This is a genomic window from Candidatus Dormiibacterota bacterium (assembly GCA_035544955.1).
GTDB lineage: Bacteria > Chloroflexota > Dormibacteria > CF-121 > CF-121 > CF-13.
The window spans coordinates 126345-149760 of the sequence record DASZZN010000045.1 but is presented as its reverse complement, the minus strand read 5'-3'; the positions used below and the strand labels follow the sequence as shown (position 1 = coordinate 149760).

Annotated in this window: 21 protein-coding genes; 9 read left to right on the top strand and 12 right to left on the bottom strand. The window is 67.2% G+C overall.

The features are described 5' to 3' along the window. Positions 1-45: 45 nt before the first annotated feature. The 4 genes from VHK65_16780 to VHK65_16765 form a co-directional block, all read right to left on the bottom strand. Complete coding sequence (locus VHK65_16780; GenBank protein HVS07803.1) at positions 46-1305, bottom strand: response regulator; 1260 nt, start codon at positions 1303-1305, stop codon at positions 46-48. A gap of 81 nt (positions 1306-1386) precedes the next feature. Then, the gene (gene cpaB, locus VHK65_16775; protein HVS07802.1) at positions 1387-2133 is read right to left on the bottom strand and encodes a Flp pilus assembly protein CpaB; all 747 of its coding nucleotides are present in this window, start codon (positions 2131-2133) and stop codon (positions 1387-1389) included. 157 nt (positions 2134-2290) lie between these two features. Continuing rightward, the gene (locus VHK65_16770; protein ID HVS07801.1) at positions 2291-2470 is read right to left on the bottom strand and encodes a Flp family type IVb pilin; all 180 of its coding nucleotides are present in this window, start codon (positions 2468-2470) and stop codon (positions 2291-2293) included. Positions 2471-2763: 293 nt separating this feature from the next. Further along, positions 2764-3849, bottom strand: coding sequence for a histidine kinase (locus tag VHK65_16765; protein ID HVS07800.1), 1086 nt, complete (start codon positions 3847-3849; stop codon positions 2764-2766). Between the two features lie 110 nt (positions 3850-3959). Here VHK65_16765 and VHK65_16760 point away from each other — a divergent pair, with 110 nt between their 5' ends. The 4 genes from VHK65_16760 to VHK65_16745 are packed head-to-tail and all read left to right on the top strand — an operon-like array spanning position 3960 to position 8734. Then, positions 3960-4625 carry an isoprenylcysteine carboxylmethyltransferase family protein gene (locus VHK65_16760; protein ID HVS07799.1) on the top strand — a complete coding sequence of 222 codons (666 nt, stop codon included), beginning with the start codon at positions 3960-3962 and terminating at the stop codon, positions 4623-4625. 1 nt (position 4626) lies between these two features. After that, complete coding sequence (locus VHK65_16755; protein HVS07798.1) at positions 4627-6216, top strand: hypothetical protein; 1590 nt, start codon at positions 4627-4629, stop codon at positions 6214-6216. Continuing rightward, on the top strand, positions 6213-7424 hold the full coding sequence (locus VHK65_16750) for a glycosyltransferase family 87 protein (GenBank protein ID HVS07797.1): 1212 nt from the start codon (positions 6213-6215) through the stop codon (positions 7422-7424). Before VHK65_16755 ends, VHK65_16750 begins: the two co-directional genes overlap by 4 nt. Beyond that, positions 7421-8734: a glycosyltransferase family 87 protein gene (locus tag VHK65_16745; protein ID HVS07796.1), complete on the top strand. Its 1314-nt coding sequence runs from the start codon at positions 7421-7423 to the stop codon at positions 8732-8734. Before VHK65_16750 ends, VHK65_16745 begins: the two co-directional genes overlap by 4 nt. Here the strand turns inward: VHK65_16745 and VHK65_16740 are convergent. The 3 genes from VHK65_16740 to VHK65_16730 are packed head-to-tail and all read right to left on the bottom strand — an operon-like array spanning position 8682 to position 12783. Then, positions 8682-9872, bottom strand: a complete 1191-nt coding sequence (locus tag VHK65_16740) for a glycosyltransferase family 87 protein (GenBank protein HVS07795.1) — start codon at positions 9870-9872, stop codon at positions 8682-8684. The two genes, VHK65_16745 and VHK65_16740, sit on opposite strands and share 53 nt — an antisense overlap. Beyond that, positions 9869-11467 carry a hypothetical protein gene (locus VHK65_16735; GenBank protein ID HVS07794.1) on the bottom strand — a complete coding sequence of 533 codons (1599 nt, stop codon included), beginning with the start codon at positions 11465-11467 and terminating at the stop codon, positions 9869-9871. The genes VHK65_16740 and VHK65_16735 overlap by 4 nt, the downstream gene beginning before the upstream one ends. Then, positions 11467-12783 (bottom strand): glycosyltransferase 87 family protein, encoded by a 1317-nt coding sequence (locus tag VHK65_16730; protein ID HVS07793.1) that lies wholly within the window; start codon positions 12781-12783, stop codon positions 11467-11469. The genes VHK65_16735 and VHK65_16730 overlap by 1 nt, the downstream gene beginning before the upstream one ends. A gap of 58 nt (positions 12784-12841) precedes the next feature. Here VHK65_16730 and VHK65_16725 point away from each other — a divergent pair, with 58 nt between their 5' ends. The 3 genes from VHK65_16725 to VHK65_16715 are packed head-to-tail and all read left to right on the top strand — an operon-like array spanning position 12842 to position 16524. Then, positions 12842-14080 carry a glycosyltransferase family 87 protein gene (locus VHK65_16725; protein ID HVS07792.1) on the top strand — a complete coding sequence of 413 codons (1239 nt, stop codon included), beginning with the start codon at positions 12842-12844 and terminating at the stop codon, positions 14078-14080. Continuing rightward, positions 14059-15693 carry a hypothetical protein gene (locus tag VHK65_16720; GenBank protein ID HVS07791.1) on the top strand — a complete coding sequence of 545 codons (1635 nt, stop codon included), beginning with the start codon at positions 14059-14061 and terminating at the stop codon, positions 15691-15693. Before VHK65_16725 ends, VHK65_16720 begins: the two co-directional genes overlap by 22 nt. A gap of 12 nt (positions 15694-15705) precedes the next feature. Continuing rightward, positions 15706-16524 (top strand): HEAT repeat domain-containing protein, encoded by an 819-nt coding sequence (locus tag VHK65_16715; protein HVS07790.1) that lies wholly within the window; start codon positions 15706-15708, stop codon positions 16522-16524. Positions 16525-16532: 8 nt separating this feature from the next. On the opposite strand, the gene VHK65_16710 is transcribed toward VHK65_16715, so the two are convergent. The 5 genes from VHK65_16710 to VHK65_16690 all read right to left on the bottom strand — a co-directional run bounded on the left by VHK65_16710 (position 16533) and on the right by VHK65_16690 (position 21498). Next, positions 16533-17291: a dolichyl-phosphate beta-glucosyltransferase gene (locus tag VHK65_16710; GenBank protein ID HVS07789.1), complete on the bottom strand. Its 759-nt coding sequence runs from the start codon at positions 17289-17291 to the stop codon at positions 16533-16535. Next, complete coding sequence (locus VHK65_16705; protein ID HVS07788.1) at positions 17288-18010, bottom strand: glycosyltransferase family 2 protein; 723 nt, start codon at positions 18008-18010, stop codon at positions 17288-17290. The genes VHK65_16710 and VHK65_16705 overlap by 4 nt, the downstream gene beginning before the upstream one ends. Continuing rightward, entirely contained in the window at positions 18007-19533 is a 1527-nt protein-coding gene (locus tag VHK65_16700; protein ID HVS07787.1) for a hypothetical protein, read from the bottom strand. The genes VHK65_16705 and VHK65_16700 overlap by 4 nt, the downstream gene beginning before the upstream one ends. 76 nt (positions 19534-19609) lie before the next feature. Next, positions 19610-20356 carry a WecB/TagA/CpsF family glycosyltransferase gene (locus VHK65_16695; protein HVS07786.1) on the bottom strand — a complete coding sequence of 249 codons (747 nt, stop codon included), beginning with the start codon at positions 20354-20356 and terminating at the stop codon, positions 19610-19612. Further along, positions 20353-21498 carry a glycosyltransferase family 1 protein gene (locus tag VHK65_16690; GenBank protein HVS07785.1) on the bottom strand — a complete coding sequence of 382 codons (1146 nt, stop codon included), beginning with the start codon at positions 21496-21498 and terminating at the stop codon, positions 20353-20355. The genes VHK65_16695 and VHK65_16690 overlap by 4 nt, the downstream gene beginning before the upstream one ends. Before the next feature lie 62 nt (positions 21499-21560). Here VHK65_16690 and VHK65_16685 point away from each other — a divergent pair, with 62 nt between their 5' ends. Then, entirely contained in the window at positions 21561-22631 is a 1071-nt protein-coding gene (locus VHK65_16685; protein HVS07784.1) for a glycosyltransferase family 1 protein, read from the top strand. Further along, positions 22631-23416 (top strand): HemK family protein methyltransferase, encoded by a 786-nt coding sequence (locus tag VHK65_16680; GenBank protein ID HVS07783.1) that lies wholly within the window; start codon positions 22631-22633, stop codon positions 23414-23416. Before VHK65_16685 ends, VHK65_16680 begins: the two co-directional genes overlap by 1 nt.

Sequence of the window (23416 nt, the reverse complement as noted above, 5' to 3'; positions counted from 1 at the left end):
GGCACGGCAAGATAGGCCGAAGCCCGAGAGGTCATCTCAACCCTTCTAACGGCGGGCGAACAGACCCTTGCGGGGTTTCTTCTCGGAAGTCTCCGGCGCCGCCACCGGCACCGCCGGCAGCAGCTTGGCTACGAGCTCGCGGATGCGCTGGCTGATCTCGGATTCCGGATGGGTGGTGACGAAGGGATTTCCCCGGTTGATCGAGTTGATGACCAGTTTGGGGTCGTTGGGGATCTGGCCCGCGATCGGGAAGCGCAGGTTCGCCTCCACGCTCTCCTTGTTGAATTCCGAGTGGGCGTCGGACTTGTTGAGCAGCAGGACGACGCGCTCCGGGGGGATGGAGAGCGAGTCGAAGATCTTCAAGGCCAGCTTGGTGTTCTTGATCGCCGGGATGCTCAATGAGGTGACCACCACCACCCGGTCGGCGTGGTCGAGCACCTCGAGGTTGATCTCGCCGAGATGGGCGCTGCTGTCGACGATGATGTAGTCGAACATCTTGCGGAGCTCGCTGAAGATTCGCCGGACGTGGTCGACCGTGACCAGGTCGGCGAGCTCCGGGCTGATCGGTGGCAGCAGAACCTTGATCCCGAACGGGCCGTCCACCATGATCTCGCGAATGAAGTCGGGATCCATGTGGTCGATGTTCTCGATCAGATCGGTGATCCCCTGCGAGTGATCCAGGTTGAGGAGCACACCGATGTCGCCGAACTGCAGGTCGAGGTCGACCAGCGCGACCTTGCCCTTGGTTTCGTTCGCCATCGACACGGCGAGGTTGGCGGCGATCAAGGACTTCCCCACGCCGCCCTTGCCTGAGTAGAAGAAGAAGACCTGGCCGTGTTCGCCCCGTGGCCGACTTTCGCCGCCCGGCGGCGCGGCGGGCGCCTTTTCCGTCCCGGCGGTGGTCTTCGCCAGGAACGACTCCTTCTTCTGCTCCAGCTGATAGACACGCCGGATGCTGGCAATGAGCTCGTCCCCGCTGAAGGGCTTGATCAGGAACTCGCGGGCCCCCGACTGCATCGCCCGCCGCAGGTAGTCGCGCTCGCCCTGGACGGACATGATGATGACCGGCGAGCCGGGCACCTCCTGGGCCAGCGTCTCCGTGGCCTGGATGCCATCCATGATCGGCATGTTGACGTCCATCAGGACGATGTCCGGTGCCAGCTTCTGGGCTTGCTGGATGCCTTCCTTGCCGTTCATAGCCGTGCCGACGACCTGGATGTCCGGCTCGAAAGAAAGCAGCTTCTGGAGGTTGTCCAGGGTGCTGGCGATGTCATCCACGATCAGGACCTTGATTGGCTCGCTCATCTGATCATCCCGTTAATGAAGGCACCCCGCGAAATCTTCCGATTTCGCGGGGAGCCTGTCAACGTTTTTTCGTTTTCGGTCCTAGCGGACGCGGTACGTGCTGCTGAAGCTGTCCATCGAGGTCGCGCTGGTGTCGGGGTCGGGCACATCGTAGTCCTTGACGGACTTGAGGACGAACTTGTAGTTGGTGCTGTCCAACGCCCACTTGAGGTCCTCAGCCTGCTTGAGCGTCACGATGACGGTCAGGCTCGAGGTGATTCCACGGGTGTTGGCGCCGCCGGCCGGGCCAACGCGGATCACATGGAGGTTGGTAAAGCTGGTTTTCGTCAGTGGCTGTAGCGCGCCCTTCGGCTGGTAGCTGACGATAACATCGATCCGGTCGTCCGGCTGGATGTAACCGCCTACGCCGACGAGCTCACCGGTCGGAATCTGCATTCCGACCATGCCGGCTGGAATCGGCAGGAACGCCTGCTTCGCCGGCTGGACGCCACTGACATCGCTGACAACGTCATAGTCGATGATCGCGGAACCTGTATGGATCGGGATCGCCGCGAACTTGCCGACGACCAGGTCCTTGGCCCGGAACGCGTAGGGCGGTGCCTGGTCCGACGAGAACTGCTGGACGGTAACCATGTCCGCAGTGATCTGGGTCGATGCCGGGATGTCTTTCGTCGCGACCACAGCCGGCACGTTCTTCGACCCTCCAACCGATACAGAGCCGCCCGAGGTTCTGCCAACGAGCAAGGCCCCTCCAAACGCCACAATGGCAAGGAAAACACCGAAGATCAAGAGGATGCGGTTGCTCTTCGGCTTAACCTCCGTCGCCAATCGACTCACCTCCTGATACTCGGCGTCAGCGCTCCAAGGCGTGACGCTCCTTCGGGTCATGTATCTATCGGTGAGCGCTCTTCCTTGCGCAAGCCGGAAAAAGAAAGAGAGCCCGCTTGCGCAGGCTCTCTCTTGTTGCTCCCAAGAACGAAATGGGCTACTGGCCCAGGCCGCCCGAGATGTTGCAGAAAACGTTCTTGACCTGGTTGCCGAGGATGATCAGGACTACGATCACGACCACCGCGATCAAGACGAGGATAAGGGCGTACTCGACCATACCCTGCCCTTCCTCACGGTTGAGCAGAGCGCGAAGCTTGAGATAAAGGTTGGTCAACATGCAGATTCACCTCCTTGTGGAGCAGTTCGAACAGGACCCAGTTTCACACTGGCTCGCGTTCAAATCAACGAATGCCGGGCGGAGGAACGGCTAAGAACTTTTGACGACTCGGTAACAAGAATCGCGCACCTTACAAACGGGGTTACAACGAGGCCGCAGGCCGAGTCGCGCTTTCGCGCGTAAAGCGCCGGCGCCGAATGCCGGCCTGTACCGCGCACACGAGCACAGTTATTAGCGCGAGTGCGCGATGGGCCGGCTGGACGGCGCACCGGCGCGGTTAAGTCGCCGTGTAACTAGCGCTTGCCGGTTGAAATCTCGACTTTTACTTCGGTCCCGCGACCGGGTTGCGAACGGATCTCGAGGGTTCCCTTCTCCAACTCCGCGCGTTCACGCATGGAGAGCAGCCCCAGGTTCTTGTTCTTGTGCAGGTTGGCCTCGGTGCGGGCCACGTCGAATCCCTGGCCGTCGTCCTTGATCGTGACCGTGACGCGGTTGGGCTGGAGGTTCATCGTCACCTCCGCCATCTTCGCCCGGGCGTGCTTGTGGACGTTGGTCAGCGCCTCCTGGATGATTCGGAAGAGCACTCCCTCGGTGTTGCCCGGCAGCCGGCGCTCCTGGCCGACCACGTTGAAGCGGGTCGCCAGGCCATAGCGGTCGCCATATTCCTTGATGAACTTTCGCAGCGTCGGGACCAGGCCGAGGTCGTCGAGGGTCATCGGCCGCAGGTCGAAGATCAGCTGGCGAGTCTCCTCCAGCGCGTTGCGAACACTGTTCTTGAATTCCGCCAGCTCCGTCACCAGCTGCTTGGGATTGCGGTCGAGCAGCCGCTCCAGGATCTCGGCCTGGAGCACGAGGTTGGCCATCGATTGCGCCGGGCCATCGTGCATGTCGCGCGCGATCCGCATCCGTTCCTCTTCGATGATCTGGAACACCTGGCGTGAGGCGTCGCGGAACTGCTTGTCACCTTCGGCCGCGGTCGGAGGCGCGCCGTTCTCGCCGTACATCCGCTGCAGGTCGGCCAGGATCTGGCTGGCGGACCGGAGGAACTGGCCCTGGTCCTTCAGCTCGGCACGGCGCGCGGTGAGGAACTCGTACTCGAGCTGCACCCGCTCCACGCTGAGCTGCGTCTCCCGGATGTTGGCGAACGTCTCCTGGACCTCGGCCGGGGAGAACTGTTTGAGGTTGTTGAGCAGGTGCTTTTCAACCACCCGCGATTCCTCGGCCTGGTCCCGGACCTGCTCCAGGGACGCCTCCAGCTCCCTCGATTTCGACTCAGCCGTCTCCAGCTCCGCCTCGACGATCTGCAGGCGGGCCGTGACCGACTGGTGAATCAACACGAATGGATCGAAGATCTCATCCGTGGCCTGGATCGCACTCATATAGGACTACTAGGACTACGGAAAACGGTATCGCTTTCTGGCTGGAGCCCCGTTTGGCGGCCCCATGATAGCAGGAAAATCGACGAATTCACGCTGAATCTCCATACCAGATGAATGACAGGGCGTCCTTCATCGTCGGACGGGCGCTACCCATCGGCGTCTTTGGCTTCCTGGTGGCCATTCAAGCGGAGCTGGCCGCTGCGGGCGTCCAGCACGCGTTCCACGGCGACCTGGACCGGACGCAGGCGATGTACCTGCTCAACCGACTCCTCACGTTCGCCTTCTTCGGCTTCCTGGTCGTGATTTATGCAGTGCGCAGCAAGGCCATCGCCCGGGATCACAACCCGGTGGCGGTCGCGGCGGCGCTGGTCGGCAGCTTCGTCCTCTACGGGCTCTTCCTCGTTCCCGGCCAGGCCCGCAGCAGCGACATCTCGGTGCTGGCCGAGAGCGATATCTGCCTCGCGTGCGGCATCACCTGGGCCCTGTACTCGCTGAGCTACCTGGGGAGGCGCTTCAGCATCGTGCCCGAGGCCCGCGGGTTGGTGACCACCGGTCCCTACCGGTTCAGCCGCCATCCCATCTACCTGGGAGAGATCATCGCGGGCTTCGGGTTGGTGTTGCCCACCCTGTTCAGCCTGCACGCGGTCGTGTTCGCCATCTTCCTCGGCGCCCAGGTGGTCCGTACCTATTTCGAGGAACGGATGCTCCGCAGCACCTACCCGCAGTACGAGGCCTACGCCCGGCACACCCGCCGGCTCATCCCCTTCGTCCTGTAGATTGGCAACCCTGGCCCGTTCCCCCGCTCCGTCCCCGTTCCAGCCAGGTCCTGATCGGTGGCTGAGCCGAGCCGTCCGCTGGCTCGACCTCCCACACCTCTTCACGATCGCCATCCTCCTGACGATGCTGATCGCCGCCATCCAGCCGGTCACCGACCCGGACTTCTGGTGGCACGTCACGACCGGCAACTGGATCCTGAGCCACCACGCGGTGCCCCATCGGGATCTCTTCACCTTCACCGTCCCCAGTCACCGCTGGATCACGCACGAATGGCTGAGTGAGGTGCTGCTGTCGGCGCTCTACGCGGCGGGCCACCTGCCGCTGGTGAGCCTCGTGTTGGGGGCCATCACTGCCGCGGGCTTTCTCCTCGTCTACCGGGCGATCGACCGGCGGGTGAACTTCGTGATCGCCGGCTTGACGCTCGCCCTCGGGGTGGCGGCAGCCAATCCCATCTGGGGCCCGCGCATCCAGATGATCACCTTCGCCTTGACCGCCCTGACCTACCTCTGGGTCAAGCGCTATTGCGAAGGCAGCAGCCGTGCCCTGTATTTCCTGCCGGCCGTCATGCTCGTCTGGGTCAACCTCCACGCCGGGTTCGTGCTCGGCTACGCGATCCTCGGCATCGCGCTCTTCGTCGAGGGCGGGCGATACCTCCTCCGCCGTCCGGGGGCCAAGGCGTTTCCCCGCCTGCGGGCGATGGCGGCCGTCCTCGCCGCGTCGATCGCCGTCGCCATCATCAACCCGAACGGCTGGGACATCTATCTGTACCCCTTCCAAACCGGCGGCAGCCCGGAGCAGCAGCGCTTGATCGTCGAGTGGTTCTCACCAAACTTCCAGATGTCGCAAATCTGGGCCTTCGAGGCGATGATCTTCCTGATCATCGGCGGCCTGGCCCTGGCGCGCCGCATCGAACCGCGCCAATTCCTCCTCCTGCTGCTCGGCCTGGGGCTCACCTTGCACTCGGTGCGCAACCTCTCCTTGTTCATGCTGGTCGCCGTCCCGGCGCTGGCGGACTATGCCCAGCAGGCCCGGGAGCGTCTGTCGCTTCGCTGGCCGCGCCGCGTGCCGAAGACGACGCCCCTCACCTTCGCGTTCAACGTCGTCATGATCCTGCTCGTCGCGGCCATCGTGGCCGTTGCCGGCCTGCCGAGCCTGCTGCAGCGCGTCGATGGCAAAGTGGTGGCGCGCGACTTTCCAATCAAGGCCGGGGACTTCCTCCAGCAACACCCGCCGCCCGGACATATGCTCAACGTCTACGGCTGGGGTGGCTACCTGATCTTCCGTCTCGACGCGCAAAGCACCACCCAGCCGGTTTTCATCTTCGGCGACGCGGCCCTCGACGGCGATCAGTTGCTGCGCGATTACGACCATCTGCAGTCGCTCGGCACGGACCAGGCGCAACTCTTCGAGCGCTACCAGATCAACTGGGTCATCTTCCACTCGAGCGATCCGATCATCACCGAACTGCGGCAGATCCACAATGCTCCCGGGTCCACCGGGTGGTTCGAGCTCAAGACCTTCGACAAGGCGACGATCATGATGCGCGACACGCCTGAGAACCGCGCTTACGCCGCCCAGGCCCAGGGATGACTCGGGCGGCGGCCCGCGGCCGATTCCGCCAGCGCCTGCTGGTCCTTTTCCTGCTCGCGATGCTCATTCCCTATGCGCGCCAGGTGGTCTCCTCGCCGACCCTCGGTCAGGACTTCCGCGCTTTCTTCGCCGCCGCGACCGTCGTGGCGCAGCAGGGCGATCCCTACCACTGGCCGACGCTGGGCGCCACGGAGTATCGACTCTACGACGCCTCGGGCGGCATCAAGCCGGGCGACCCAACCTACTACGAATTCCTCGCGTACCCCGAAGGGCCGTGGCTCGCCTTTGCCCTGGTGCCGCTCACCAGTCTGCCCTGGACGGTCGCCTATGCCCTCTTCGCGGTGCTCCTCGGTCTCATCATGCTGGCGGCGGCATTCGGCACCTTCACCCTGCTCGGTTGGCCCCGGCGCCGGGCTACGCTCGGCGCGGGGTGCGCGCTCCTCTCCGCCGTCGGCTTCATCAACCTCTTCATGGGGCAGGTCTCGGTCATCGTCTTTGGCGCCTTTGTCGCCGCCTGGCTGCTCGCCGCTCGCGGGCGACCCTCGCTGGCCGGGGCCGTGCTCGCGCTCGTCTGGATGAAACCGAACATCGGCCTCCCGCTGCCCCTCGTGCTCGCGCTGCTCGAACCGGCCGTGGCCCGCCGGATGATCGGCGGCTTCATGATGGCGTCGGCCGCGTTCTTCGGCGTGGCCTTCGCGGTCCTGGGCACAGGCTTCTTCGAGTGGCCGCTGCAGGTGCCGCGGATGTGGCAGGCGGTCCAGGGTCTGCAGCCCGACATGGCCTCGGTCGAGAGCTTCTTTTATCCCGGGCTCGGCGGCTGGATCAAGACGGCGGCGCTGATGGTCACGCTGGTGGCGGCAACCGGCTACGGCAGTTGGGCGATTCGTCGAGCACCCGACGCGCAGAGCCGCGGAATCACCGTGTTGATCCTCTGGCTCTTCGCCCTCCCCTTCGTGCAGTCCTACGACCTGATCCTGCTGCTCCCGGCCGTCGCACTCCTCCTCGGACCGCGGCTCGAGGGCTGGGATGACCTGACCGTCGAGCTCACCATCTGGGGCTTTGCCGCGATCCCGCTCCTCTATTTCCTGGGCGCACGCGTCGGCTACTTCAACGGCTTCACCGTGATCCCCTTGTCCGTGCTGGTCATTGCCTGGCATCGGCGGATGCTGGCCAGGCCGGCCGTGCCGGCGCAGGCCAGGGCGGCATGAACGTTCGACACTGGTACGGGATCCGGCGACTGTACGAGGCCTCCTTCCGAGACCGCCTGCTGCTGCTGCTGGTGGTCGTCATCGGCGCCTATTACGTCACGTGGTCGGTCGTGCAATGGGTGACCCTGACACCCGCGGCGCTCCAATTCGACTTCGTCAACTACTTCGGTGGCGCTCAGGCCGCGGCGCATGGCACCGATATCTATGCCGACTTCAAGCATTCCTGGGGAAGCGAAGCGTGGGTCGTCGCCTACATCTATCCGCCTTTCTTCGCCCTGGTTCTCGCTCCGCTGACCTCGCTTGGGCTCCTGGCCGCGGCGCGCATCTGGTTGCTGGCCGTGCACGTGGCGTTTTTCGGCTCGCTGGCGCTGATCCTGCGGATTCACCCCGAGCTATCACGCGGCGGCCGTCGCCTGCTGCTGCTCGCCAGCTTCGGGTTCATGCCGGTCTACCTCAACCTGAAGTTCCAGCAGGTGGCGACCGTCTGGTTACTGCTGATGACCGCCGCGTTGTGGGCGGCGCTTCAACGCCGAGCCGGATTGGCCGGCGCCTTCATCGCGGCCGCGGCATCCCTGAAGGTCTCGCCCATCTTCCTGATTCCGCTCTTCGCCCGCGTGGGCCGCTGGCGCATCGTTGTCCTGGCCAGCGTGACGCTGGTCGGTCTCACGGTGGTCACGATGCTGGCCGCGCCCGGCAGCTGGCAATTTTTCACGGTCGTCCTGCCGCGCATCGGGCTGGGGACGGCAAACTGGGACAACGGATCGATCGACGGATTGGTGAGTCGCATCGCGCAGCTGGCGCCGGGCCTTTTTGGTGGCGCAACCCAGACGGTGGCGAAAGTGGTGATCGTGGCCGCCGCCGTCATCGTCATCGGCATCACGCTCTGGCGTGCCGGAAATCGCGGCGAGCAGGTCTGGACGCTCCGGCTCAGCGTCGCGGCCCTCATAACCGCGCTACTGATCGTCAGCAGCGTGACCTGGCAGCACCACCTGGTGACCCTGCTGCTTCCGATGGCAACGGGGATCGCCTGGATCACGGTGCGCCGGCCGGGCGCGCGCTATGGCTGGTGGCTGTTCGCCGCCTACACGATGTGCTGGATGGACCGGCGCGCCTTCCCCCTGCCGGCCGACCTGACGGTGCACTCCTCGACCCAGGCGGCGCTGGTGCTCGCCGGCACATCGGTCAAGCTGGTCGGGTTGCTCCTGCTCTGGGCCTTGCTGCTGCAGATGCTCCGGGTCGAACCACACCTGGCGGCGGTCAGGCGGCCCGACCAATCGGTGGCCGGCGCCGCTGCGCGGCCCGCTGCCTGAACTGCCAGCCGTACCAGGCGACGACCGCGGTCATGACGAGGGGGCCCAGCGGCAGATCGACGCCGCGCAGGTCGACGAGGAGCGCGACATCCACGGCCAGCAATCCGGGTAATGGGTTCGGCAGCGCGCCCTCGCGATAGAGCACGATGGCGAGCCACGCCGGGACCGCCAGGATCAGGAGATCGTGAGGCAGCGCGTGGGGCGAGGCGAGCACCGTGAGCGCCCCCCCGAACAGGGCGAACCCCATCACCGACGCGGGCCGCCGCCAGGCGAGCACGAGGAGCGCGGCGAGCACCCCCAGATAAAGGATGATCGCAACCGCCGTCACGAATCTCGCCGGAAGCGCGGGCCCGATCACGCCGATCCAGGATTCGTTGAGCCGAACCGCGACGACCTGGTTCGCGCTGAGCGCGTTGTGGACCATCGCGATCAGACCCGCGCCGCCGCCAACCAGCGGACTCAGCAAGAGCAGGCCGGCGCCTCCAATAGCGGCCGCGAGTGACCGCCAGCGGCGGGCGGCGAAGAGGATGACGAGGTAGGCCGGCAGGTACTGGGGCTTGACGGCGAGCAGCAGCCCGGCGCCCGCCGCCAGCGCCGGAGAATCCCAGCGAAGCACCGACACCACCATCGCGCCTCCGAGGAAGAGCCAGGCCGTGGGTTGCCCCTCGGTCAAGGTGGCCCATGTCGGGATCGCGGCCAGCAGGCCAACAATCGCCAGGGCCGGCAAGGCGATTTTCCCTCCCCCTCCGGGGGAGGGTAGGGCGGGGGCGGCGCGCTGCAGGAGGAGAACCGCGACCACGATGAGGGCGATGGTGATCAGCTGCCAGAGGCGAAAGGCCAGCTCGATCGGCAGCAGCGAGAGCAGCACGTATGGCACCGCCGCGCCCAGGGGCAAGCTGAAAGGCAGTCGAGCATCGATCGCCCCGCCCGGTGCCACCCGGCGCATCATGTCACCCAGCTCGGCCTGCTGGTAGGGCGCGGCGAAATGGCCCTGACGCACGAGCATCCCGGCGCTGTAGTTGATCGTGAAGTCGGAGCTCAGGCGCGAGGCCGGTGACTGCGTGAGGACAACCATCAGCCCCGCGGCAGCCAGCGCCAGGACCAGCGCGAGCAGGGCACGCGTCAGGCGCCGGCTCATGGCCGCACCCGGAAGAGCGCGGCCGTATCCTCGAGGTCGATCATTTCCAGGGCCGGATCAGGCGCGAGCCGCGCGGCGAAGGCCGGGTCGGTGGTCAGCACATAGTCGATCCCGTCCGCCTGGAGGAAGGCCGCGCGGCGGGATGCGCTCAACGTGGTGAAGAAGGCGAGCGCTTCGTCCGACTTGCGCCGAGCGTCGATCGTCATCTCCGGGTGGCCGTTGAAGGCGCGCGCGCTCGTCTGCGCGGGGACGAAGATCCCATCGAGGTAGGTGGTCAGCACCACGTCGCGCGCGGACACATACGGCGCGAGGCGAGCCAGAACGGCCGCCTCGCCGTGGCTCTCGTACTCGGCACGGGGATCGAGACGGAAGGCCGCGATCCAGTACGGCTGTGCCAGGCTGAAGATGCCGTAAAAGCTCGACGCAACCAGGGTGATGGCGAGCACCCGGCGGCGCCACCGGACGGTGCGCAGCCGGCGAAGCACAACGAGCAGGCCGGGCGCCGCACAAAGACCAAATGGCACCGAGCTGGCCATGAAACTGCGACCGAGCGTGCCGTTGATCCCCGGCGCAAACATGAAGAGCGTCATTCCCGCGATCCAGAATGCTGGGAGCAGCAGATCACCACGCAACCGCCGGCTGAGCAGAGCGATCAGGATCAGTCCGCTCGCCACCAGGTGCGATAGGACGAGGAAGCCAAACAGGTCGCCGACCTCGAGCGACGACCTGATGACGCGCAACGCGTTGGGCGATGTTTGCCAGACCCAGAGCAGGTAGCCAAGGTAGGGCAGCTGGATCAGCGCCGACCCCGCCGTAAACCAGATGGCGCGGCGCTGACGCCGCAGGAGCGACCAGCCGCCGACGGCGGCCAGCATCAGCAGCGCGAGCTGGGGATAGATCAGCTGCAGCCCGAGCACCGCCAGCAGGCCGCTCGCCACCAGCGCGCGACCGCCAGCCCGGCGCAGCCGCAGCGCGACCACCATCGTCCAGCACAGCAAGGCCAACGCCCAGGGCAGGTGTGGCGCCATGGAGATCAGGTCGGCGACGCTGCTGCCCGGAGAGCTCATCTCCGTCGCGTGGCTCGTCAGCGGGCCGATCCGGACGTCGTGCGGTAGCAAGGTGCCGATGCCCCCGCCCAACGCACACAGCACGAAGGCCCAGCGCCGCAGCACCCGCGGCCGGAAGAGCTCCCTGGTGAGCAGGGAAATGGCCATCAGCAACGCCGCCGCGCCCAGCAACCGCGCCAGGTGATAGAGCCAGGGCCCCGCGGCCCAGCCGATCAGATGGGCGGGCCACAGGTACCAGGGATAGAGCAGGATCCCCGGGAGCGACTCGGCGGTGTAGGCCGGATGGAAGAGCCACGCCCCGTGCCATCCGGCGCGCCACATCGATTGGTACACGTAGGCATCACGCGCGATGACCACGTAGCCGGGAAACACGCTGCCCGCGGGCGCCCGAAGCGCGGCGATCAGGATCGGCGGCAGGGTCAGCAGACACATGACCGCGGTGAACACGGCTGGCCAGCGCCACCCGGACGGAACCCGCGTCGGTCGGTCAGCGGGCTCTGCCGCCCACTGGCGGCGCGCCACGGCCATCAGGCGGCGATCCGCCCGGCCTGGGCGGCTCGCGTGGGCGCGAGGCTCAGATCGCCGAGTGGCAGGACACAGAGGAAGAGCGTGACGACGACGGCCGCGTAGTTGTCATTGAAGAAGCGGGCGAAGAAGGTGACGGCGAGCAGGACGCAGGCATAGCCGGACATCCAGCGCGCCAGCGTCGGGCGGCGGAGGAAGGCGCGGGCGGTCAACCAGAGGACCGGCACCGATGCGGCAAGCTCGAAGATCGCAAACGGAAAGCTGTCGGTGCGCCGGGCGATGACGTGAAGCGTGTAGAGCAGGTCCCCGAAGCCGTAGCCGGCGATCGGATAGGCATCGGAAACGCCGCCGCTCGTGTAGAGGACGACGTCGGTCCAGAACGCCCTGGGATTCGCGACGAAAAACGGAAGGATCGTCACGGCCGGCACCACCGCCAGCGCGGCGAGCCCGGCGACGAGGTCGCGGCGCGAATGGTCGGCGCGCCATCGGATGAGGAGCACCAGCAGGAGAAACGGCACCGCCACCCAGGCGAACGGTTTCAAGGCGACGGCCACGCCCAACGCGCCGGCCGCAAGCGTGGGATGGCCGCGCGAGAGCAGGGCGAGCGTCAGCAGCACCAGCGAGAGGAACTGGATGTCGGTGCGGCCCGACCACAAGTAGAGCGTGATCAGCGGGCTCGCATAGACGGCCGTGATGACCAGGAACCGGCGCTCGAGGCTGATGGGGAGCGCGATGATCGCGATCATCCCGAGGACGGCAAAGGCGATGAGGACGGTGCGGTAGTCGAAGGGCAGCCCGAGCGCGCCCGTGACCAGGCGGAACGGGATCCCGACCAGGACCGTGAGCGGGTAATACGCCAGGTGATGAAGCGCTGGATTGGCGCCTGGGGTCAGGTCCCAGCCGATGGCCGCCATCGGGGTGTGGGACCAGTCGGCGCCATAGATTGGCTGCCCGTTGAGGAGGCGGTCGACCGCGGATTCGAGCTGGAGCAGGCCGTCGTGCTCGGTCGTCAAGCCGACGCGCGGGCGCTGCACCGTGCCGATGAGCGTGGGGCCGACAGCGGTCAACGCGCCGAGCAGGCAGACGCCCCAGAGCTTCTCGCGCCACCGGCCCTTCGTTGCGAGCAGTGCCAGCAGCCCAATGAGGACCACGGTCGCGAGCAGGGCGAGCCCGATCCCGTAGCGCTCGTGCAGCACCCAGAGCAGCAAGACCTGCAGCCCGCCGAGGACGCCAAGGTATCCGACGGGGGTGGTCAGCCGGGCGGCGGCACGGGTCAGCGACGCCCGAAGTCCACCGGCCGGCGGGGGGGCGCCAGCCATGACGACGGTGTAACGCCGAGTGTGAGGAACCCCTTCTCCCACTCGTTATAGCTGGGCAGTGTCGACGCCTCCCCTCGCGGCTCCGGCAGGCGCGGCCGCCCGGGCCGTCCGGAAGGTGCGGCCGGCCTTTGTCGCCCAGGCCGCGCTGGTGGGCTCGGCGCTCGCCATCTATGTCCTGGTGCTGATCCAGGGCGCCACGCATCACCAGGACCTGGACGCCTATCTGACGGCGGGCCGCGCGATCTGGCAGGGGCAGCCCCTGTATGCCACGTTTCTCCACCATCCCTTCCCGGACCCGGCCTTGCGCCCGGCCTACATCTATCCACCGGCCTTTGCCCTTTTGGTGGCGCTTCTAGCGGCCCTGCCGGATGCCGCCGCCAACGTGGTCTGGCTCCTGATCGGACAGGCCGCGCTGGCGGCGACCATGGTCCTCATGCTTCGCTGGCTTCGGCCGCCGGCGTTGGCCGTCACCGCGATCCTCTGTGCGACCCTCACCTTCTATCCCCTCTGGATCGATTCGGTCCAGGGTCAGGCCAACCTACTGGTCCTGCTACTCGTCACCGTCGGCGTCGCCGGCATCGTGCAGGGCAAACCGAGGTTCGGCATCACGCTGGGCGCGGCGGTGGCGCTGAAGCTGACTCCCATCATCCTGCTGGTCTGGCTGCTCCTTGACCGGCGTTTTCGTGCGGCCGCCTGGATGATCGGCGCCCTCGCCGCCCTGACGGCGGCGGCTGCGCTCGTTCGATTTGACGACACGCTCGTCTTCTTCCGCCAGGTGCTCCCGGCGCTCTCGAAGGGGACCGCGTTCTACGCGAACCAGTCGCTCGCCGGCGTGGTCTTGCGCTTCTTCAGCGCGAATCCCTACACGACACCGTGGATCGCGCTCTCCTGGGCGCTCCTGCTGCCGGCCATCGGGGGGATCCTGCTGATCGCGTTCTGGTTCTGGCGGGCGGCCGGCCAGCCGGCGCTGGCGCGCGCCGCCGCCTTCCTCCCCTTGCTTCCGCTGCTGTCCTCCGTCACCTGGCCTCATCACCTGGTCATCCTGCTGCCTGTTATCTGGATCGGCGCGATCGCGCTCGCCGAGCGCCACTGGCCACCGGTGCCCACAGCCGGCCTGGCGGGGCTGCTGGTGATCTTCAGCGTGGTCGCCCGTTGGTCAGTGGGTCCCGTCTTCGGTCAGGCCGGCTTCCGTTCCGCGCAGACGGGTGACGCGATGGTCATCGTCGGCGCGAATGTCTTCTTTCTCGCAATGTTGATCCTGTTCCTATTCGGCCCATGGCTGCTGCGCTCCCGCTAAAGCGACTGGCGACCGCGCCTCGGCCGAGGGCACGGCAATGGCCGCGCTTCGCGCTCGTGTTCTCGGCGATCGTGGCGCTCGCGTCTCTCCTCCCCTATCTCCTCGCCTACATCTGGACGCCGCCGGGCCATCACTTCGCCGGCTTCTTTTTCATCGCCGACGATGCCACAACCTACCTCGCGAAGATGCGCCAAGGGGCGGACGGCTCATGGCTCTGGAACGACCCCTATACCAGCGAGCCGCACGGCGGAGTCTTCCTCTTCTCCTTCTACATCCTGTTCGGTCACCTGGCCGCGCTCCTCCATCTGCCGCTGATCGCCGCCTATCACGTCGCCCGCATCTCGGGCGCGGTCGCGTTGATCATCGCCGCCGACCAGCTTTGCCGGCGGTTGCTGCAGCCCGACCTTCGCCGGCTCGGCCTGGTGCTCGTGATCCTCGGCTCCGGGGCGGGGTTTCTGGCGCAGGCGTTGGGCAACCCTTCCGTTTTTGGCAGCCAGCTCGAGGCCCTCGACCTCCACCTTCCGGAGATCAGTGGCTGGTACTCGATCCTCGCGATCCCCCACTTCGCCTGGGCGACCGCGCTGATCATCGCAGCCCTGCTGGGCCTGCTCCGCATCGCCGAGGCGCCCGCCTGGCGCCCGCTGGCGCTGACGTCCGCGGCACTGATCGCCCTCACCGCGATCCATCCGCAGATGATCCCGGTCCTCGGTGTCATCTGGGTCGCCTATCAAGCGGTGCTTAACGCCTGGGGGGCCCGGCCCTCGATGCGCTCGGCCGCGGCGCAGGCGGTCCCGTTCCTGGCGACCATCCCGCTGCTCGGCTACAACGCCTGGATCCTCTTCCGCGATCCGACGATCGCCGAGTGGGCACGCCAGTGGCGACACCAGGCACCCGGCCCTCTCAGCCTCGCGCTCAGCCTGGGCCTGCCGTTGCTGGCCGCCATTCTCGGAATGGTGATCGCCTGGCGGTGCCGCGACCGGGGCCTCGCGCTCCTGTCCGTATGGCCACCGCTGGTGATCGCGCTGCTCTACCTGCCCAACATCGCGAACATCCAGCGCCGGCTGCTCGACGCGCTCTATGTCCCGATCGGGGTGCTGGCCGCGGTCGGCATCAGGACGCTGACCTCGCGCCTGCGGCGCGCCCGCGGCCGCCGGATCGAGGCCATGCTGGTGATGGCCTGCTGCCTCTCATCGGCGCTGGTGCTGGCGATCGCGCTGCGATTCGCGTCGGGCGCCTTCACGGAAGCCTACATCGGCGGCGACGCCTGGCAGGCGATGCAGTGGCTGTCGTCGCATCATCAGCAAAGCGACCGGGCGCTCTCCTCACCGGGGGCCGGCCAGCTGCTCCCCGCCTGGGCCGGCGTCCAGGTGTACGTGGGCCACTACAGCGAGACGCTCGATTACTTCCAGAAAATCCGCAAGGTAGGCGCGGTCTTGAAATCGGGACAGCCCGAGTCGACGGTGCGAGCCTTCCTACACGACAACGGCATCACGCTGCTCTACTGGGGGCCAGATGAGGTGCTGACCGGTTATCAACCAGCAAACCAGCCCTACCTCCAACTTGTGCATCAGGATGGGACAGTGGCGATCTACCGAGTTGAGTTAGCTAAGTAAGCAAGGTCTGTGATGCGTGACGCGGCTTCGTCGGAATTGCTGGAGCGGCTGCGGTCGACTGATACCGCGATCCAAGCGCCGGCGATCGTCGAGGCTGAGAAATCCCGAGTCTATGAGGCAGCGCCGCTCCTCGCCGAGCTGCTGCGCTCGGCCGACTCTGCCATCCGCTCCAGCGCCGCTGAAGCTCTCGGGTACTTGGGCATCAAAGCGCCCAGCCGATACGGCGAGGCGCTTCTCCCTTTGCTTACCGATCGCGAGGCCTTCGTCCGCTCGTGCGCGGCCGAGTCTCTCGGCGCCCTTCGATACGAACCAGCCATAAACAGTCTCGGGCGTCTTCTCACCAGCGACTCGGACGAGCTAGTTCGGATCTGCGCGGCGGAGGCGCTTGCCGCGTTCGACGACAGTCGAGTCCTGTCCTTTGCCCAGCGGGCCATCGATGATTCCGATCCGACGGTGCGCGCCAACGTTGCCCGTGTCATCGCCTTGAGGGGTGATGGAAGGTCGCTGCCGATGCTGAATGAGCGACTCAACAAAGAGACGGCGTTTCAGCCCCGAGCAGCATTGCTCGGTGCAGCGTGGTTGTTGGGCTCGCGGGAAGCGTTACCCCGCTTGCTGGAATTGCTTGAGGCGGCAGACATCGTGCAGTCGACGATTGTGCTCAATGTGGTCTGGGACGTTATCAGCGAAGCCAGCGCTTCATCGATCGTTCGCGACGCGGCTGTTATTCGGGATGCGCTGGCCCGGTGCAAGCAGCGAGATGAACTGGTCGGCCGACATGCCGATGGTGTCCTGGATGAGCTGGCGAAGCGGCTTGGCGCCACCCCAAATTGAGGATTGATTCAGGCTGAAGCGCGCCGCTGGTCGTCTTTGGCCGCCGGGGTCGGATGCTTGCGCACGCGCCCCGGGATCGCGAGCAGCTCGAGAAACATCATGGCCGAGTGCCGGATCGGATGCACCCGGCTCTGCGGTGAGTTGATCCAGCGGGTGGGGACTTCGACGATCTGGTACCCGGCCTGTTTCGCCCGGTAGAGCACCTCGACGTCGAAGCCGAATCCGCGCGTTTGTAGCTGCGGGAAGACGCGGTCCGCCGCCTCAGCCGTGAACGCTTTGAAGCCGCATTGGGTGTCGTTGACGCCACCGAGCACGAAGATCCGCACCAGCCGGTTGAAGATCTTTCCCATCGTCTCCCGATACCACGGCTGATGAAGCTCCACCTGTGATTCCCGCAAGCCGCGCGAGGCGATCGCGACCCCGGCACCCGCGCGGAGCGGTCGCAGCAGCTTCTCCATGTCGTCGATCGGGACACTGAGGTCCGCGTCGCTGAAGATCCGGTAGCGGCCGCGTGCTGCGGCCATCCCGAGGCGGACAGCGCCCCCCTTGCCGCCATTGCGCTCCGCCACGACCACTGAGAGCTGCGGCCAGCGGGCGGCGCGCTCTCGCACGACCTGAACGGTGTTGTCACGGCTGCCATCGTCCACCACGATCACCTCGGCGGGAATGTTGATCGTGCCGAGGTGGCGTTCAACCCGATCGAGCGTCGCCGGTAGCCGGAGCGCCTCGTTGAAGGCAGGGATGACGATCGAGATCTCGGGAGTCATGCCGCGCGCTCCACCTTCCGCATCTCCGCGCGGAAAGCCAACAGCTCGGCAAACGCGCGGAACACGACCCGGATGTTGGCCCCGGTCTGTTTGCCCGCCTTTCTGGGGTAGTGGTGCACCGGGACCTCGACCACCCGCGCATGCAGCTGGCGAGCGAGCACGAGCATCTCGGTATTGATCAGCGCCCCCTCCGAGTGAAGGTCCATGTGGGCGACGAGCTCCTTGCGGGTGAGCCGGAAGGCGCAATTCACGTCGCGCACCAGCCGGCCGAACAGGAAGCGGACCAGCGTGAAGAACGCCCAGGCATTGAGCCGCCGAAGCAGCGGATCGCGCCGGTGCCTGCGGTAGCCGGCCACGATGTCGGCATCCGCGGCGTGGGCGAGCAGCAGCTCGACTTCCGCCGGATCGAACTGGTTGTCGGCATCCATCAAGAAGATCCAGCCGAAGCGCGCCGCATCGAAGCCCGACCGCAGCGCGGCGCCGTAGCCGCGGTTGACCTGGTGGCGGATGACCCGGAGGTTTCTGTGCGCCGCCTTGAGTTGTTCGAGCAGTGCCGCGGTACCGTCCTGGCTGCCGTCGTCAACGACGATGATCTCGAATCCGCGGGCGAAGGTCTGCAGCGCGGTCGCCATCCGCCCCACCGACTGCTCGAGGTTGGCTTCCTCGTTGTAGGCGGGCATCACCGCGCTGATCTCCACCGCCGGTGCGACCGGGCTCATTGAGCGAAGCCTACTCGGATGAACACGGTGGCTACCTCGTCCCGGCTCAACACCCTCCACGCCGGGTCCTGCCCCAGGATGCCGGTCAGTGGATGCGCGGTGGGAAGCACGATCGCGTCCGGGTGTGCCTGCGCGAGCACGTCCTGCCAGCCGGAGGCCAGGTAGCTCACGCGGAGGTACTGGCTGAAGACCTGGGCGCCGTAGACCTCGACGCGACCGTCGATGAAGACCCGGCCGCCGTCTGGATAGAGTCGCCAGACGAGGTATCCGCCGAAGTCGTAGTAGTTGAAGACGCGCAGCGGCCGGCCGGTCCGCTGTAGCGTGTCCGCCCCCTGCACCGGAAGCACGGCCCTGATCGCGGTGGCCTCCGCGGCCGGCCGCAGGTTGGGCACCGCCCGATAGGCGATCATGCCGGCGCCAACCACGATCAGGAGCGCCAGGTTGACCGCGCCCAGCGTCAGGTTGGTGCCTCGAGCGGGCGTGCGGCCGAAGCCTACCTGCGCGACCGCGCGCCGGTCGGCCGGCGGGAACAGGCTTGCGGCGAGGCTCAGCAACGCCTGGGCGCAGCGTCCAATGAGCGGCGCCGCGCCGAGGACGAAGAGCGGCACATGCCGCTGCGAGGAGAGCGCGAGGTAGAGAAGGGCAAATGCCAGCAACCACTCGCTGCTGCGGGCGTTGACGCGTCGAGTGGCGAGGCCGCCGAGCAGCAGGAAGATGATCCCTTCGACGAGCAGCCCGGGCAGTGAGTGGAAGTCCGGGGAGGCCCATTCCTGGATGTTGTTCTGGATCAGCGGCGAGGTCAGCGTGCCGAGCGAAAAGAGGACGGTCTGGATGCCGAACGGGTTGATCACCGATAGCAGGCTGCCCGCCGCGATCGCCGCAGCCAGCGCCGTCAGCCGGCGACGCGGCATGGCGCCCTCCCGCGATCGCCAGGCGTCGATCGCTTCGCCCGCGAGGAAGAGCCCGCTGATGATGACACCCACCAGGAACGCCGAGTGCAGGTTGGCCCAGAGCCAGATGAAGGGCGGCAACATCCACGCGTGCAGCCGGCCCGCTCGGTACTCGATCAGCCCGAGCAGAAGAATGCCGCAGAAGAGGACGTTGAGCAGCTGAGGCCGGGCTCCCCAGGCGGTCGACCCGGCCAGCGCGCCGACCAGCGTCAGGACGGACGCCGCAGAGGCCGGGAGTCCAGTGCGCCGAAGGAGCAGGTAGAGGCAGAGCGCCGATGCCGTCACCACCCCGGCGAAGACACCGACCAGCCACGGCAGGCCGCCGGCCTGATAGAGGAGATACATCCCGAGATCGGCGAGCCATTCGTGCATCACCCATGCGTGGCCGGCCGCGCTGAACGAATAAACGTCGACGTGCGGGATCGAGCTCGTCGCCAGCATCAATCGTCCGTTTGCCAGGTGCCACCAGAGGTCGGGATCGAGGGGAGGCACCGCCGCGAGGCTGAAGATGGCCGTGAACAGGAGTCCGCGGAGCGCGACCGTGCTGGTGACGCGGCGAAGCAGAGCCCCCACGCCACCCTCCCCCACAGGAGTAGGGACCCTGGAGGCTTCTGCCCCCTGCAGCGGGAGGGACATTGGAACCCCCACCCTACCCACCCCCAGAGAGGGAGGGTGATTTGCCCTCGCGCATCACCCGAATGACGAAGCGGGGCAGAGCGATCATGCGGCGCCAGCGCCACGGCTGGCGGCTCAATCGGTGCAGCCACTCCAGCCCCCGCTTCCGCATCCAGAGGGGCGCCCGCCTCGCCCGGCCTGAGATGAAGTCGAAGGCCCCGCCCACGCCCATACCGACGCTGGCGCCGGAAGCGCCCAGGTTCCGGCCGAGCCAGGCCTCCTCGGCGCCGGCGCCGTAGGCCAGCAGCAGCAGCTGGGCGCCGCTCGACCGGACGGCCTCGATCGTCGCGGCGTCACTCGCCGGGTGGGGGGAGCCGGCGTGTGTGCCCGCGAGCATAAAGCCGGGGTACGCTTCCTGCAGGACCCGGCCGGCTTCCTCCGCCACTCCGGGACTCCCGCCGAGGAAGAAGAACCGCCAGCCCTCGGCGGCGCCGCGGGCCGCCAGCGCTTTGAGGAAGTCGACGCCGGCCACCCGCTCGGGCAGCCGATGACCCAAGCGGCGGGCCGCCCACACCACCCCCGCGCCGTCGGCCAGCGCCAGGTCGGCGCCGCGAAGCACGGCCGCGAAGGCCGGGTCCCGCCCCGCGTGCATGATTCGCTCGGGGTTGACACTGATCACCAGCCGGGGACGCCGCTCGATGATGGCGCGGGCGACCCAGTCCACCGCCTCGGCCTCGGTCAGCGGGTCGATGGGCACCCCCAGCAGGGTGAAGCGGGTCACGCCGCGAGCGCCTGTCGGTAGACCTCCGCCGTCTCACGCCCGAGGCGGGTGATGCTGAACGCTTTCGAACGCAACAGTCCGCCCTCGCGCAGCCGCTCCTGCTCGTCGTCGAACCGAAGTAGCCGTTCCATGGCCTGGGTCAGCTCCTCGATGCTGTCCGTCTTCAGCACGACGCCGGCGTCCGCGACGAGCTCGGCCAGCGCCTCGTCTGATGAGACGATCACGGGCGCGCCGCAGGACATCGCTTCCAGCACGGGGAGACCGAAGCCTTCGTAGCGCGAGGGATAGACGAACACCGATGCGCCGGTGTAGATCGCGGGCAGCACATCGCGTGGGACATAGTCGAGCCCGATGATATGCGCACGCGGTCCGGGCTTCCGCAGCTCTTTCGCCAACCGCTCGGCGCCGCGGTTGGTCCGGCCGACGTAGACGAGCGCGGAATCGTCGACAAGGTCGGATGGAAGCAGCTCGTAGGCGGCGCGCAACCGGGCGAGGTCTTTCCGCGGATCGATGGTGCCCACGTAGAGGATGTAGCGGTCGGGCAGCCCGAACTGCCTTCGCACACTCGCAACCTCGTCGGCGGGCCGCGGCGTGAACATCGGATCCGCGCAGAGGGGCACGTAGGCGACGTGCTCCGGCGCGATATGGTACAGGTCGATGAGCTGCCGGCAGATCGCTTGCGAGGAAACCATTACCCGCCGCGCGCGGCGGATACTCTTCGGCCCAAGCGTTCCGAAGTACCAGCGGGCACGCGGGTGCATGTCCGCGGGACGGATGCGATAGGCCAGGTCGGGCACGGTCAGCACGAGAGGAACGCCGCTGAGCATCGGCGCGACGCCGAGCACGGAGTGCAGCAGCGGAAGGGCGCGCGGGAAGGCGCCGAAGCGCCAGGGGACCGACCATTGTTCCCGACCCAAGCGCAGGCCCCGGGGCACTCGCGGAAATGGGACGAGGCGATGCCCCTCGGCCGCATCACCCAGGTCGGGGATCACATCGCTCGGCACCAGCACATCAACCGATGCACCGACGGCGTGCAGGCCTCGAAGGATGTGCAGTGCGTGATGCTCGAGACCAGTAAACGGCCGAGCCGCGAACAGCAAGTCAACCGCGATGCCCTCGGGCAACGCAGTACTGGTGGACATTTCCGCGATGCTAGCGGAACCGCGACGGCGCAGGCCGAGGCCGCGGTGTGCGTGGTGATGACGTGATCGTCGGCATCGATGGCACCCCCGCCGCACGCACGCAGCTCACAGGGACGGAGGTTTACGCCCGGAGCATCATCAGTGCCCTCGCCGCGATACGGGGCGCACGAACCATGCGCGTCTATGCCAATGCGGTCGACGCGCCGCCATGGCTGCCGGCGGGAGTTGAATGGCGCGGCATCCCGTTTCCGCGACTCTGGACGCACTGGCGGCTGCGCCAGGCGCTGCGCCGGGAGCGCCCGGACGTCACCTTCATTCCGAGCCACGTGCTGCCGCTGGCGCTCGGGCTCAAATCGGTGGTCACCATCCACGATGTCGGTCACCGGCACGACCCACGCTCCTACTCGCGCGCCGGGCGCTGGTACCTGGAGGCGACGACCCGCTACGCGGCGCGGCGCGCCAATCGGCTGATCGCCGTCTCGCAGTCGACGGCCGATGATCTCACTCGGTTCTACGGCGTGCCGGGCGGCCGCATCGCCGTCGTGCACTCAGGGATCGACGCGCGGATGCGACCACAGGACCCGTCCAGGGTAGCCGAGCTGCTGCGGCGACTCGAGATCGGCGGCGCGTACTTTCTCTATGTCGGCCGCAACCACCCACGCAAGAACCTGACGATGTTGCGCCGCGCCTTCGACGAAGCGCGCCGGCGCGGCCTCGAGGCGGAGCTGATCCTGGCGGGACCGGGCCATGACGCCCCATCGAGAGGCAGCGCCAGAGTCCTGCCGTACGTGCCCGCCGATGACCTGCCGGCTCTGTACGCCGGCGCCATCGCGCTGACGCTACCCTCGCGCTTCGAGGGCTTCGGCTTTCCCGCCCTGGAGGCGATGGCGTGCGGCACCGCCGTCATTGCGTCGACCGCCGGTGCGCTCCCCGAGATCGTCGGCACGGCCGGCATCCTGCTCAGCCCCGACGACGCCGGGGCCTGGAGCCAGGCGATGCTCGAGCTGGCGAGTGACGGTGCGTTGCAGCGGCGCCTGATCGCGGCCGGGAGCGCGCGCAGCGCCGAATTCAGCTGGAACACCGCGGCCGGCAAGACCTGGCGTGTCCTCGACGCGGTCGCAGGCAAACCGTAGTGCGCAAAGACTCGAGGATTGCCGCGCTGCTCTCCCGCGCCGGGTTCATCGCCGCGGAAGAGGAAGCCGACGAGCTTCTCGCGAGCGCGGCCGGGAATGCCGAGCTCCTCGACTCGTTACTCGCGCGCCGTCTGACGGGCGAGCCGCTCGCGTGGATCACGGGAAGGGTCTCGTTCTGCGGCCTGGAGATCCGCGTCGATCCGGGTGTCTATGTTCCGCGATGGCAAAGTGAACCGCTAGCGCATCGCGCCGCGGCGCGGCTGCCGGGAAACGGAACGGCGATCGATCTCTGCACCGGGTCCGGAGCGATCGCGCGGACCATGATGAGCAAGCAACCTGGAGCGCGCGTCGTCGCGTCCGATCTCGATGAGCGGGCGGTTGCCTGCGCGACGGCGAACGGCGTCGAAGTCTACGCCGGGGACCTGTTCGCGCCGCTTCCCCGCACGCTCGAGGGGCGCGTCGATGTCGTCGTGGGCGTGGTGCCGTACGTGCCGACTCCCGGCCTGCCCCTCCTGCAGCGCGACACCTTCGCGTTCGAATCGACCCTTGCCTACGACGGCGGACCCGACGGTACCGAGATCCTCCGACGCGTGCTCAGCGACGCTCCCCGGTTCCTGCGGCGAGGCGGTGCGCTGCTGCTCGAGCTCGGCGGTGAGCAGGCCGGCGCGCTCCGCGACGAGCTCGCGCGCCTCGGCTATGTCGACGTCAGCGTTCTCGTCGACGAAGAGGGTGACGTCCGCGGCATCGAGGCGACGCTCGGGCCGCCGCGCGAATCGCGATATTGA